Annotated in this window: 7 protein-coding genes; 3 read left to right on the forward strand and 4 right to left on the reverse strand. The window is 63.1% G+C overall.

Annotated elements, in window-relative coordinates:
* Positions 1-624 precede the first annotated feature (624 nt).
* Both IEY49_RS21455 and IEY49_RS12295 read left to right on the forward strand, forming a co-directional pair.
* A complete protein-coding gene (locus tag IEY49_RS21455) occupies positions 625-1,029 on the forward strand; it encodes a hypothetical protein (protein ID WP_229780774.1) in 405 nt (134 codons plus the stop codon).
* 2 nt (positions 1,030-1,031) lie between these two features.
* Complete coding sequence (locus IEY49_RS12295; protein WP_189009001.1) at positions 1,032-5,828, forward strand: DUF4132 domain-containing protein; 4,797 nt, start codon at positions 1,032-1,034, stop codon at positions 5,826-5,828.
* A gap of 679 nt (positions 5,829-6,507) precedes the next feature.
* Here IEY49_RS12295 and IEY49_RS12300 read toward each other — a convergent pair.
* A complete protein-coding gene (locus IEY49_RS12300) occupies positions 6,508-6,783 on the reverse strand; it encodes a hypothetical protein (protein WP_189009004.1) in 276 nt (91 codons plus the stop codon).
* A 304-nt stretch (positions 6,784-7,087) separates the two neighbouring features.
* Here IEY49_RS12300 and IEY49_RS12305 point away from each other — a divergent pair, with 304 nt between their 5' ends.
* Complete coding sequence (locus tag IEY49_RS12305; protein ID WP_189009007.1) at positions 7,088-8,359, forward strand: PxKF domain-containing protein; 1,272 nt, start codon at positions 7,088-7,090, stop codon at positions 8,357-8,359.
* 688 nt (positions 8,360-9,047) lie between these two features.
* On the opposite strand, the gene IEY49_RS12310 is transcribed toward IEY49_RS12305, so the two are convergent.
* The 3 genes from IEY49_RS12310 to IEY49_RS12320 form a co-directional block, all read right to left on the reverse strand.
* Positions 9,048-10,562: a protein adenylyltransferase SelO gene (locus IEY49_RS12310; protein ID WP_189009009.1), complete on the reverse strand. Its 1,515-nt coding sequence runs from the start codon at positions 10,560-10,562 to the stop codon at positions 9,048-9,050.
* Between the two features lie 467 nt (positions 10,563-11,029).
* On the reverse strand, positions 11,030-12,415 hold the full coding sequence (locus IEY49_RS12315) for a serine hydrolase domain-containing protein (protein ID WP_189009012.1): 1,386 nt from the start codon (positions 12,413-12,415) through the stop codon (positions 11,030-11,032).
* A 232-nt stretch (positions 12,416-12,647) separates the two neighbouring features.
* On the reverse strand, positions 12,648-13,106 hold the full coding sequence (locus IEY49_RS12320) for a GNAT family N-acetyltransferase (protein ID WP_229780775.1): 459 nt from the start codon (positions 13,104-13,106) through the stop codon (positions 12,648-12,650).
* Positions 13,107-13,559: the final 453 nt, after the last annotated feature.

A 13,559-nucleotide genomic window follows, 5' to 3' on the forward strand; every position in this document is an offset into this window, starting at 1 on the left:
CTGGGCCTGGGGGCTGTTGGCCTGCTGTCCGCAGGCGGCGAGGAGCATGGTGGCAGAAAGCGTGATGGCGTGAAGTTTCTTGGTCTTCATGGTGTTCCCCCTGGGTACCGTAAGGCGATGTCACTGTGGTTTGACCCAAGGTAGAAAGCAGCGCTCAAAAAAAAGACAAAACGGTCGGAGATGCACCGCTCCAGCCCTTCAGTTTGCCTTCATGATTGTCATAAGACGAAAAAGGGTCCTGCGAAGGCTCTTTCTCTCGAGGAGCACCATGATGGGTGAAGGAAATAAAGGCGCAGATAACCTTAAGGTCACTGGTGTAGGGGTTGAGCGGGATTCACCTGTGTACGTCCACGTACAGATCAATAAGTCAGAGGTACGACCCATGATGAACTCGGAAAGAGCTGCGTGACCGTCTGGAACCCTCAAGTGGGGCCTGATCAAGTTGTCTGAATGGAGAGCAGCCACCTCTGTCGCCTGGGAGGCCTTGAACAGTAAAAGAGCCGTAGGGCAGAGTACAATTTGACGAAACGATGACTGCGTATTCTGGTATTTACATAATTATCCCGAGCCCCTAGAATCAGACTGTGACTCCTCTCACCGTCCCTGCTTCCTGGAGGTTCGCCTATGCTGGTTGAGACGAAACTGGTTGGCCGCCGCACGCCCTTTGAACACCGGACTATCGAACTTCCTGATGGCCCGCACACCTTACGGAGCCTGCTGACCCACCTCGTCGGGATCGAAGTGGAGCGGTACCGTGACCGTCAGGCAGAGGTCGGCCTGCTGCGGGTCCTGACCGACCCGGAACTCACCCAGGGAGCGGCGCAGGGCCGCATCGCCATCGCGCCCCAGGAGCGCGCCGGCCCGGTCGAACTGGATCAAGCCGTCAATACCGCCCTGTGCGCCTTCGGTGACGGCCTGTACTACGTGTTCATCGATGATGAGCAGGTCATGTCGCTTGACGAGCCACTCACCCTGCAGCCCGACAGCACGCTTCTGCTGCTACGCCTGACCGCACTGGCAGGAGGATGACCATGGATACAGAAGCGGCCCTCACGCAGGCCCGGCAACCCTGGAAGAAAGCCTTCCTGGAACGGACCGAACTGCTCCCCCCGGATCTGGCCGCCCTCACCCGCCGTCTGGTGCAGGACAACCGAGACCACCAGCAACGCGCACAGGACCTCGATGCGCTCGCTGTACTGCTCCACAGCAGTGACAGCGTCCTCCGTCAGGCCCTCACGGACCTGTTCTTCCCCCAGTTTTCCGGAACAGCCCAGAGAACACTGGAGGCCCTGCTCCACCGCCATCCGTACGCCCAGGGGTATGACCGCCGCGCGTTCCGCGCTCCCGGGCACCGTCTGCACGCGGAGCGGGCAGCGAACTGGCTGTGGACCACCTGGCAGGTCACGCGTGACTACCCGCAGGATCTTGCCTGGTTCACGGTGCATGCAGGCCTTCTCCCATCCTGGAGGGCCCAGGGCCTGGGACTGCTGTTCGCCCAGGCCCTCGACGATCACGACGACACGGTCTTCAGCATCCTGCGCGACACGGCCGGCACCCAGCATCCCGTGGCCCGCATGGGCCGGCATGTGCCCCAGGCCCTGCTGGCCAGCGCACGCCCTGAGGCCTGGACCCTGGCCGAGGGACTGCTGCTCGCCGCACAGCGCCAGGAAGGCCTCCGGCAGGTCATATTCGAAACGGTGGACGAAGCCCATCCGCAAGCCTTCCTCCGCTTCCTGCACCTGATCCTGCGGGAGGACCTGCTGCGCTTCGCCGCCTGCCTGCGGGCGGTGGACGTCTGGTTCGGCCTCGCGTACGACGTGACGGACGTGAAGCTCGTCCGCGGGCTCCTCGGGCAGGCGCTGGGGTACCTGGAAGACCCGTCGGGTGCCCGCTCGGCCGTTCAGAACGGATCCGGGCATGACACTTACCTCGCCCTCTTCACTCTCGCCATGCACGACGCGGTCGAAGCGGCCAGGCTCGCCCGGACCCTGCTGAGCGACCGTGACCCTGCCCGGCGTATGGCTGCCGCCCAGGTCCTGAATGCCACGCAGCAACTGGAACCGGACGACCTTCCCCGGCTGCTTGCCGATCCCGACGTCCGCCTCGGGGCGCTGGCTGCCACGCGCGTGAACCGCTGGCACGCCCAGCCGGACACCGGCGGGCTGACGTTCGAGGCGCTGGTCGGGTACGCTGCCCGCCTTGGGGTGAACGCGACCCATGACTCGCTGCTGTTTCCGTGGCTGGGACAGGTGCCCGCCCGCGCAGACATTCTGGATACCCTGCCCGCCTTGCTGGGCGACCGGCCCTTCACCGCCTTTGCCCCGCACCTCTCCGGGATGAGCAGCGGAGGCAAGACCTCCGCCCTGCAGCTGCTGAAAGCACGCCAGGCGCAGCACGCACTCGACGCGCCGACCCGCGATCTGCTGATGACCCTGCTGCAAGACCGGAATCCGAGCGTGGCCGAAGAAGCGGTGAAGGTCGCCGCGGACCTCACCCTCGCGCCGGAGGAGACGGAGGTCGTGCTCGTCCTTCTGAAACGCCGGAGCGCCGACTTGCGGCGCGGCCTGATCCGGTTGCTGGCCCGCGACGCTCAGGGCGCCAGCGTGAACGCCGCGCACCTCCTCGCTACCCGCAATACCGAGCAGCGGCAGGCCGGGCTTCAGCTGCTGCTCGAAACAGGAGGGGCCGTGCCGGAACATTTCCAGCCCGGCAACACGACCGAGGAGATCCTGTATGCCCGGCTGACCCAGCCGGAAACAGCGCTGACCCTCGACAACGGGCTGGGTCTCTTCGACCCCGATGCGGTGGCGGCCATCCCCACCCTGCAGCCCCGCGAACACGACTACGCACGGGACGTGCGGCGTGGCGCCGAACACCTCAAGGCGCTCGATGACCTGATCCACGCGCACCGGGAAACACCTGTCACTGGTGCCGGGTGGGATGGGCAGACCACCGTGCTGCTGGGGAATATCTCCCCGCGGATGCTGCGCCGGGAGGAGACGCCCCTCACCGATCTGTGGCGGGACTGGTGGGCTGGCCGACCCGGCCGGGAGCCCGGCGACCTCACCCGGTTGGCCTGGGCGCTTCACCATTACGTCGCCCGGCGCACGGTCATTACGGAAGAGGTGGATGAAGAACCCGAGCACGCGGACGGTCAGGAGGAGACGTCGGCGGCCCAGCAGACGCTGCGCCAGCAGACCCTTCACCGGATGTTCGGCCCCCTGGTGCCGTTATGGCTGGAGTACGCGCCCCTCGTCCGGGAGGTCATCCCCCTCCTGGCAAAAGAGGCCGGACCAATCGACACGGACCTGGCCCTGGACGCCTGGGAGACCGCCCTGAGTTACCTTCCCCGGGATGTGGAACTGGTGTTCCCCTCGCGCTATTCCTGGGGCAAGGTGGACCCGCGGGATCTGCTCAGCCACCTGCAGCCCCTCACGCCCGCAGATCGGTGGACGTCCGAGCACCGTCAGCGCGTCTGGACCCTGAGCGTGTACGCGGACCGCGCCTTTCCCCGGTTGCCCCGCTCCCGACCGGACGTCGACCTGCTGATCGAGGCGGAACGGCACGGCTGGGCGACCCGGCATGACCTGCTCGACACGCTGATCGGCCCCCGGCCGGATGACGCCGGCTACTACCATGGTGGCTTCAGTGACCTGCGAACCTACACGTCCCGGACGCTCCGCGAAGACCTGCCCACCAGCCCAGGCTGGCTCGCGGCGGTCGATGAAGTCCGGGCGCGGGTGGTGGACGTGGAACTCTCGCGTGGTGACCTGGAAACACCAGCCACGAAGGCGGCCCTCAGCCTGCAAAGCATTCAGGGGGCGGACCGGGTGTTGCGCCTTCTCGCCGGCATGGGCAAAAACCCCTTGCGGCGAGGGTATATCGGGCACAGCGAAAGTCGGGACGCGGCCTACAGCCACCTGATCCGCGTCGCTTTTCCCTCGCCGGAAGACACCCCCACCACTTTTGCCCGGGAAGTGAAGACCCTCGGCCTGAAAGCGGCCCGGCTGCTGGACCTGGCGATGTTCGCCCCCCAGTGGGCGCCGCTCGTGGCAGACACCCTGGGCTGGAAGGGCCTGCAGGACGGTGTGTACTGGCTGCACGCTCACACCAAGGACAACAGCTGGAGCGTGCCGGAGGAGGTGCGCACGGCCTGGGAGGCGGAGATCAGCGAGCGGACCCCTCTGGGTGCCCAGGCGCTCACGGAAGGTGCGGTTGATGTCGCCTGGTTCCGCCGGATGTACCGGGCCCTCGGATCGGAGCACTTCGGCCAACTGCTGGGCGCCGCGAAGTACGCCTCAAGCAGTGGCGGGCACAAGCGCGCCGAACTGTTCGCGCAGGCGCTGCTCGGGAAGCTTCAGGAGCAGGACGTGCGGGCGCGCGTGACTGAGAAGCGCAACCAGGACGCGGTGCGGGCCCTGGGCCTGCTGCCCCTGAGCCGGAGCAAGGCCGCGGGCGCCCGGGAACTCGAGGACCGCTACCGTCTTCTCTCGGACTTCCGGAAAGGGGCCCGGCAGTTCGGTGCCCAGCGGCAGGCCAGCGAACGCCTCGCCGCAGACATCGGGATGCAGAACCTCGCCCGCACCGCCGGGTACGCCGACCCTCAGCGCCTGACCTGGGCGATGGAGGCACGCCTGGCCCCGGACTGGCGGCAGGAAGTGGAAGTCGACGGGGTCACGGTCGGCATCGACCTCACCCCGAGCGGGCAGACGAGCCTCCGGGTGCAGCGAGGCGAGAAAGTCCTGAAGAACCTTCCTCCTGCTGTGAAGAAGCATCCCCAGGTGGTGCAGCTTAAGGAGGTCGTGAGTGAGCTGTCTGCCACCCAGGGGCGGATGCGCGCTGCGCTGGAGGAGGCTATGGTCCGCGGCGACCACTTCCAGCCGCAGGAACTGCGTGACCTGGCCCGGCATCCTGTCATCGCGCCGATGCTTCACGCCCTGGTGTGGGTGCTCAACGAGCAGGCCCTCGGCTGGTGGCGGGAGGACATCCTGCAGACCCTGGACGGGGAGTTTGGAGTCGCCGATCAGGCCTTGCGCCTCGCTCACCCGCACGACCTCTTCCTGGACGGCCACTGGCCGGCCTTTCAGGCCCAGGTCATGACCCTGGGCGTGACGCAGCCTTTCAAACAGGTGTTCCGTGAGTACTACCCGCTCACCGCGGCGGAGAAGGACGCCTTCCGGAGCACACGCTACGACGGTCACCACGTTCAACCCACCCAGGCTGCGGCGCTGCTGAAATCACGTGGATGGGTGACTGTTCCGGAAGAGGGCGTGCGCAAGACCTATCACGCCGAAGGACTCAACGTCTGGGTCGACAGCTCCCTCGGGTACTACACCCCGAACGAAGTCGAAGGTACGCCCTTGCACGCGGTGTACTTCGTACGGCGGGACGAGACGCAGCCCATGCCCCTGGCTGACGTGCCTCCCCGCCTGTTCAGTGAGACTCTGCGCGACCTGGACCTGGTGGTCAGCGTGGCGCACGTCGGTGGTATGGATCCGGAGGCGAGTCAGAGCACCCTGGAGATGCGCGCCTGTCTCCTGCGCGAGACCTTGCGCCTTCTGAAGCTTTCGAATGTTCGTCTGGAGCATGGCCACGCCCTGATCCAGGGTCATCACGCGAGCTACACGGTTCATCTCGGGTCCGGCACGGTCCACCGGCAGCCGGGCGGTTTCCTGTGCATCGTGCCCGTCCACAACGCCCACGCGGGCCGCGTGTTCCTGCCGTTCGCCGATCCCGATCCACGGACGGCTGAGGTGGTGAGTAAAGTCCTGCTGCTCGCCGAAGACCGCAAGATTCAGGACCCGACCATCCTGGAGCAGCTCACTTGAAAAGACGGCTCCCCTGTACAGGCCGCAAAGTTAGGGGTTCATTGTGCAGGTGTGGGTACGCGACCCCATCGACATCAAATGTCAGCAATCTGGTTGAATGACAGCACACACTTCGGAGACATGCGTCTGAACCTGCTCCAGCGACGCATCACCGACATTCAGCAGGTACGAAAGCAGCTCGACCTTCCGGGCGACCCTACTTTCAGCCTGACAAGCTGACCACTGAAGGTCAAGCTGCGGCCGCCCAGCGAGGCGATGACCAGCTGGGCAGGAAGGTGGCGTTCCACCGAGGATGATGTCGATCCTAATTCACTGATGGCCAGCTTGACGGCACTGCCCGATATTGAGGAGGCATTCCTTCCCTCGAACCTTGGACCCCTGTAAGGACGTATCGATAAAGCTGGGGTCGCTTACTTAGGGCTCAAGTCCCCGTGGTCAACAGGTCGGCGCCCTGCACAGCCCGGCCAGCCGCGCATCTCCTCCGGGTCGTTCACCTTGCGGAAGGCCTTCAAGGACGTACTGATCAGCGCGTGCGGTTCCAATAGCGCTCCGGGACAATCATCAACGCGTGCCCCTACCTGCCCACCCGCGTGTCTGCATGAGCCGGGTCTGGGTCGAGTTGTTCTCCAATGGGAGTCCGAGATTCTCGCCCTGTGTGGCGGCCGCTGAGGCGCGTGTGTTAGTTCGGGCCGTCTAGATCGATGGGCGGTTGCGGGAGGAGGCCCGGGTGGTGACGGGCCTCCAGAGTTGCACTGAACTGTCTGCTTCGGTCCGTGGCGAGCAGACGACGGATTCCGGACAGCTCACGAAGTCCACCGCTCAGGAGGTGCTCGAGTGGCACACAACCATCGAAGGGCGGCCGACCATTTGGTCGGGCGAACCAGGTGCTAGTCGCGTAGTCGCTATACAGGACGAGCAGGGCGTAGATGGTCCCCACCATCAGGGACAGGCGCATGATCTGATCTTTTGTCAGGGTCGGGCATTCTTCACGTACTGCACAACTGAATTTCAACAGCTTAAATCTAGCTTTATCTTCTCTCATCAAGTACAACTGAAGCACTCAAAAGACGGGTCGGCGACGTGAGCTGCGCACCGTAATCGCAAGCCTACCGCAGCTGCCTGCATTGATCAGCCCGCTGGACTGGAGGTACTTCATGCGTGGAACGTTCCCACTTGTTTTCTTTGGGCTGCCCACCCTATGTCTGATCTTGGCCGCCTGCGGTCGGGGTACCTCGCCCGTCGCTCAGATACCCATCGCCATGGATCAGACAGCAAGATTACAAACCCAGACATTCTCAGGGAAAAACGGCAAACTCGCCTTTTATGGCGTTGGCTTGAATGATCCCAGTGATGACGAGTACGGCACTGACATCTTCACTGTAAACCCTGATGGATCTGACCTGAAAAATCTAACCCAGGGGGTTGGAAACAACTTCAATCCGGTGTGGTCACCCGACGGAAAAAAGATTGCGTTTATCGCTAACCGCCCTGGTCCTGACAGCCCTGGTCCTTATAACGGCGCACTTTACACGATGAATAGTGATGGGACGGATCAAGTCAACCTGACTGGTGAAGGGTGGGGAGTGTTTCACGCTTCCTGGTCACCAGACGGGCGGAAACTTGTCTACAGCGCCATCGGTAATGGTGGTATCAACGGTCTTTATGTAATGAACGCGGACGGCACGGCAAAAACCCGCTTAGCCATTCCAGCTGCGAGCCATTCCGAAGCAAGGTACATGTCCCCCGTCTGGTCCAGTGATGCACAGAGGATTGCTTACGTTTCAGTCAACCCGAGTGCTGGACCAGATGGTCCTGCTGATATCTACATCTCAAGCCCCGATGGATTGAAGTCAGAAAAAGTAGCTTCCATGGCTTACGGTGGCCTCGGCGGTACCTCACTTTCCTGGTCACCTGATGGCCAGAAGCTCCTTATATCTCATGGGGGGATATACACATTACAGGTCACTCCTGGTAGCCAGCCGCAGCGAATTCCTATGCCAGTGAGTGCGGGACATGCCGTCTGGTCTCCGGATGGGAATAAGCTCCTGGTTTCTGTAGAGGTTGAACGCTCAAATCACCCAGGCTGGTTTACAGGCTGGTTTGTCACCAATGCAGATGGGAGTAATCCTGTCCATGTTCCTTTGTATATGGGGCGCCCGGACTGGCAAGCCCTGCCGCTCGCGACCCGATTCAACTTCACCGGGTTCCTCCCGCCTGTGACTAACCTTCCTGGCCTGACTACCCGACAGCCGGGTGCTGCACTTCCCGTGAAATTCAGGCTCGGCGGCAACCAGGGCCTCAACATTCTTGCTGCGGGGTATCCCAGGGTCATCAGCGTCCCTTGTCACGCACCACTCGCTGGAGGCGGTGCGGAAGCTTCCGCTGAGAGCGCCGCGGGATTAACTTACGATGCTATGAGTGCGACTTACACCTACGTCTGGAAGACCAGTAAGAGTGCGAAGGGATGCGATCGTTTCGTCCTAAGACTCATTGACGACAGCGTGCACCAGTTCGTCGTGCGTTACCGGTAGTAATTCAGTCCTGCAGTGGCCACGGATACCCCCAGAAACATGAGGGACAAATTCCAAGTCATTTGTAGGCGTGACATCCTCCTGTTCGGATCCCGGTAGAGGTTTGTCTTGAGGTTAGGGGAAGGAGCCTTAGGTGGTGAGATCTCTAGGGTTCAAGCCTGGGAAGACATGGGCATGCCTTACGCGTGCCTTGTGCGGATCCGTGTCAGGAGTGGTCTGGGCTGGTCATGTGCCTCGTTGGATGGGGGAAAATGACGTGCTCATCGTGGTCGGAGCCCTGGAATCAGGGGAGAGCTTCCACCTACGGATCAGAAGGCCAGGGGTTCGAATCCCTTCGGGCACACCAAAAGAAAGTCCGCTGAAAGGCGGGCTTTTTGCTATTTCTGGCGCACCAGCTGCCAACGGCTGAGGCCGTTGACATCTACGCGGCAACTACGGGGGCATTATTGATAACGGCAAAGGTTTGCCCTGCTCCGGTCCAGAACCATCGGGCGTCAAGCTCATCAGGACGCCTGTGGCTTTACAGCCATCTATGCGAAGTCCACCCTGATCACCAGGCGCGGCTTTCCAGGAGTTACCGCCCAACAAGGCCCCACGTCCTCCCTTCGCCGGAAGTGTGGGGCCCTCGCCTGTCTGGCCTGCAGCGCTTAAGTGTTGCGGATGGGCTGCGGGACAGCTGCCCGCATCGTCAGGTGCCGCAGAACGTGCGGTAGCAGGCTGTCACCTCCGCACCGGCAGGTTCGGTGTATTCGGCCTGGTCCGGGGTCTCGTCGTAAGGCCGCCTAAGCGCCGTCAGCAGGCGCCTGAAGGGGGCGAGATCTTCCTGTTCGGAAGCCGCTGACAACGCTTCCTCAACCCGATGGTTGCGTGGGATGACCGCCGGGTTGACGCGGCGCATGCGCTCAGCCCGTTCGCTCCATTCCGGAGCACGCCCGCCTTCGCTCTCGCTGCGTGATCGCCAGCGGGCGAGCCATGCATCGGGCGCCTGCGGTTGGGGGAACAGGGAGCGAAGCGGCATTTCGTTTCCGTCCGCCGCATCTGCAAGCCGGCGCCACCCGAGGGTGAAGTCCACCCCATGTTCGTGCAGCAGCGTCAACCAGTCAGCCGCGAGCGCGCGGTCCAGCTCATCGTCGCCACCCTCGCCACCTTGCAGGCCCAGCTTCTCTCTCTGGCCTTTGAGCAGCGCGGCGGCATACCACCCGGGGAAGGCATCAATCAGCTCGGTCGCCTGGCCGACGGCTTTCGATACGGCGTCCCCACCCTCCTCTCCGGCGATGAGCGGCAGCAGGGTCTCGGCCAGCCGTGCAAGGCTCCAGCGAGCAATCAGCGGCTGATTGCTGTAGGCGTAGCGCCCACCATGGTCAATGGAGCTGAACACCGCGTCTGGGTTGTACGATTCCATGAAGGCACACGGTCCGTAGTCGATTGTCTCGCCGGAAATCGTCACATTGTCGGTGTTCATCACGCCGTGAATGAATCCGACATTCATCCACCCTGCAATGAGGGCCGCTTGCCGCTGCGCCACACGCCGGAGCAGGGCAAGATACCGGTCGGTGGTATCGGCGAGGTCCGGGTCATGCCGGGCAATGGCGTAGTCAGCGAGCTGGCGGACCCGCTGCGTTTCGCGGCGTGCGCTGAAGAACTCGAATGTGCCTACGCGCAGATGGCTCGCCGCCACGCGGGTGAGAACGGCACCCGGCAGAAGCTGCTGGCGGTAGACAGGCTCGCCCGTGCCCGCCACGGCCAGTGCCCGTGTGGTTGGGATTCCGAGCGCATGCATGGCTTCGCCGATCAGCACCTCACGTAACATGGGACCAATGGCCGCCTTGCCGTCGCCCCCCCTCGAGAACGGTGTGCGGCCCGAGCCCTTGAGTACGATGTCGCGGCGGTGTCCAAGCCGGTCGATGACCTCACCTAACAGCAAGGCGCGCCCGTCGCCCAGCTGAGGTGAGAATGCGCCGAACTGGTGCCCGGCATAGGCCTGGGCGAGCGGTTCGGCCCCCTCAGGAACTTGGTTGCCGGCAAAGATGGCGGCGCCTTCGGGTCCGCCCAGCACTTCGGGATCCAGCCCCAGTTCCAGGGCCAGTTCCCGGTTGAAGAACAGCAGGCTCGGTGAAGGAACGGAAGCCGGCTTCCAGGGCGCGTAGAAGCCCTGCAGGTCCCGCGCATAGGTGTTGTCGAATCGAAAAGTCGTGGCAGACATGTCAAATAGTCTGACGTCCGCCCAACGTCTTGCCGAACTCAGCTCACAGTCCCAGATTCATGAGACATTGTCGCTTTCCGATTCCACACTCACACTTTGCAGGCCAAGGTTGACGTTCCACCACATTGACCCCAGCACTTTTTTGACCATGCAGGCGGTCACTGGCATACCTTCGAACCGTATCAAGAAGTCATTTCCAGATAGACCTTGCTGGAAGAGGAGTATTCGAAGATCTATTGACGACAGGTACACCACGTGCACGGCTGTTGCATGTGGCCGGCTCCCCGGTATCGAAGCCAAAACCGGACGATTGACAGGGCGGCCCCAGGAAAAGGTGCCGGGGGCACGGGAAGCACCTCCCAGCTCCAAACGGGTTTCTTGAGCGGGCCGGGCAAAGGGAAACCGACCACCAGGACAGTTATCGGCTTAAATCACGAGCTAAGGAAGCGCTCCCTTCACCTGACGGCTTAAGCCAGCGGGTCGAGGCCCACCCGCTGCCGGTACGCCGCAATGGGCCAGGCCTGCCCGCCGCCCTGGCGCACCCACTCGATGTCGCCTGCCGCCGTGCGCTGGAACTGGAACGGCTCACCGACCGAACCGAAGCCAGCCTCCGGTTTGGGAATCAATGTGTCGGCGTCCACCACGGTTAATTCCGTGACACTCAGCGCAGGGTTGCCCAGCGGGGCCAGGGATACCAGGCGGCCTCCCAGATTGACCAGGTCGAACACGCCCCAGTCGGTGGCAAAGCGACCGGTGTATGAGTCCAGATTGGAGCCCGGCGCGTCGGTGGTCTTCTTCTCCGGCGCGTTCATGGCCAGATCGATCAGCTTGATGAGATTCATTGCCCATTCGGTCGCGGGGCCGCCCAGGCAGTTCGTGAGGACAGACACTGCCAGGTCCGATTCTGGGTCGAGCCACGACTGCGTGATGTGCCCAGGAAAGCCGCCCGAATGGCCGACGACCAGGCGGTCCCCAATCTCCTCGATGATGAAGCCCAGTCCGTACCAGCGCTTGACCGGTCGATGGATCTCGGATTCCTTGCGCTGCATCAGGCGCCTGGACGCGTCTGTGAGCAGATCGGCACGGCCCAGTGCGTGCGCGGACAGATAAGCCGTGACATCTTCGGCCGTGCCGTAAAACCCTGTGGCCGCCGCCATCGCCCGCGTGTCCGAAGACGGCAGAACCCGCCGGGGATCGTTTCCTGCCAGGCGCCCGCTGTGCCCGGCCGCCAGCTCGGGTTCGCGTTCCTGTGGCAGCTCCGGCCCCAGGTTGGTCAGCGTGAGCGGCCCGGTGATGTGTGCCGCGACGTAATCCTCGTATGTCTGGCTGCTGGCCGCCTCGATGATCAGGCCCAGCAGCGAGTAGCCCATGTTCGAGTACTTGAAGAACTGATCCGGTGGGAACACGGCGTCCGCCCGGCACCGTGCGATCAGAGCGTCGCGGTCGGGGAAATCGTAGAGCTGCTGCCAGTAGTCGCTGTCGGCCCCATCGCGGTTGATGCCGGACTGGTGCCCCAGCAGTGCGCGCACCGTCAGCCCCGCCGCGGGCGATCCTGCCAGTTCCGGCAGCCAGCGGCCCGCCAGGTCGTCCAGACGCAGCGCCCCGGTCTCGGCCAGTTGGAAGATCGCGGTCGCGGTGAAGGTCTTGGAGTGTGAGGCGATGCGGAAGAGGTGCTGTGGAGTGAGCGGCTGCCCAGTGGCCTCGTTCGCCACGCCCAGAGCAAACGAGGCTGCCAGCTCACCGTTCACCCGGACCGCCACCTGTACGCCCGGCACCCGCGCCAGGTCCCGCTGGTACTCCAGCCATGACTGCAGATAAGGGGCCAGGTCACGTACGGTGTCGAAAAGTGGCATGAGGACAGGGTAGTGCCTGGGGCACAAGGCGGGGGCCAGGAGCAATGCGTGGTTGAGCACCTTTCAGCAGCAGGATCAGGGCGCGATTGTGTGGCCTGAACTGAGCTGGACTCGTCTGACCCCCAGGGTCTGAGGGAGCCGCGGAGCATCATGTGCTGCTCCAGCATGATTCCCCCGGCTCCGCTTTGACCAGGTTGGCAGCAGATTTTCAGGGTGGTAAGAACGGCATGGCTTACTGTATGTGCAACACGGGTTTGCACTCTTCCACGCCGATCAACCCAATGTCGTTCCGGGAACTCAATGCCCAGTCGTCCCGCTTGAGTCGCCAGCGATTCAACACGGCTGGCTCGCCGCGTCGTGTGGCCCAGTCATTGCCGTTCGGTTGGTAACCCATCACTTCTGACACGCGGTTGGACGCCACATTGTCAAAGAACGCCTCACTGGCCGCTTCCAAGGCCCCGAACCCTTCGAAGGCCAGGTGAAGGATGGCCGCACGCATCTCACGGCCCAGGCCCTGGCGTCGGATACCTGGGGCCAGCCAGGAAAAAGTGGTCACCGTCTTGAGGGTGTCGAACTTCACGCCGATTAAATCCTGCATCCCCACGGGCTGATCGCCCAGCATGACCACGAAGTACAGGCGCCAGGAATCCGGGCAAACGTTGCCGCGCCACGCCAGATAGCCTGTAGCCATTTTCGTTCACGTACCGGATTGTCCTCGTACAGGGCCATGGGATCGTCGAACGGGTAAGGTTGCCGCTCAACCACGCCAGCACGAACGACGGGAAAAAGCCGGGCGAGCAGGTCGTCCGTGGCGCCGTGAAGCTTCAACCTAGGCGTGATGACCTGGAGGCTGAGCGGTGGGTAGAGCGGAACGGACATGGGCCTAGGAGAATACGGATGGCTCAGGGAAGCCATAGGCGAAAGAGCCTAACGTCCGGTCCCGTTGTCGAGATTGCTGAGGGAAGCGTGGTAGGTCACGCCTGGTGCTGCTTCAGCATGAGTTTCGCCGAACCGCTTCGACTCCGCTTCCGCTCTTTCCAGTCCTGGATCTTACGGCCAGCCAAAAGTGGATTTTACTTTACGCCCATCGCCCGGTGTGCCTTCCGCGTGCCTTATATGAGGTGGAGACCATGGGCGTCGTTAG

The sequence above is a fragment of the Deinococcus malanensis genome (genome assembly GCF_014647655.1).
Classification (GTDB): Bacteria; Deinococcota; Deinococci; order Deinococcales; family Deinococcaceae; genus Deinococcus; species Deinococcus malanensis.

Excerpts from the sequence above, each read along its gene's own strand:
- IEY49_RS12310 (WP_189009009.1), bottom strand. The coding sequence starts at position 10,562 with ATGTCTGCCACGACTTTTCGATTCGACAACACCTATGCGCGGGACCTG.
- IEY49_RS12300 (WP_189009004.1), bottom strand. The coding sequence starts at position 6,783 with ATGCGCCTGTCCCTGATGGTGGGGACCATCTACGCCCTGCTCGTCCTG.
- IEY49_RS12305 (WP_189009007.1), top strand. The coding sequence starts at position 7,088 with ATGGATCAGACAGCAAGATTACAAACCCAGACATTCTCAGGGAAAAAC.
- IEY49_RS12295 (WP_189009001.1), top strand. The coding sequence starts at position 1,032 with ATGGATACAGAAGCGGCCCTCACGCAGGCCCGGCAACCCTGGAAGAAA.
- IEY49_RS21455 (WP_229780774.1), top strand. The coding sequence starts at position 625 with ATGCTGGTTGAGACGAAACTGGTTGGCCGCCGCACGCCCTTTGAACAC.
- IEY49_RS12320 (WP_229780775.1), bottom strand. The coding sequence starts at position 13,106 with ATGGCTACAGGCTATCTGGCGTGGCGCGGCAACGTTTGCCCGGATTCC.
- IEY49_RS12315 (WP_189009012.1), bottom strand. The coding sequence starts at position 12,415 with ATGCCACTTTTCGACACCGTACGTGACCTGGCCCCTTATCTGCAGTCA.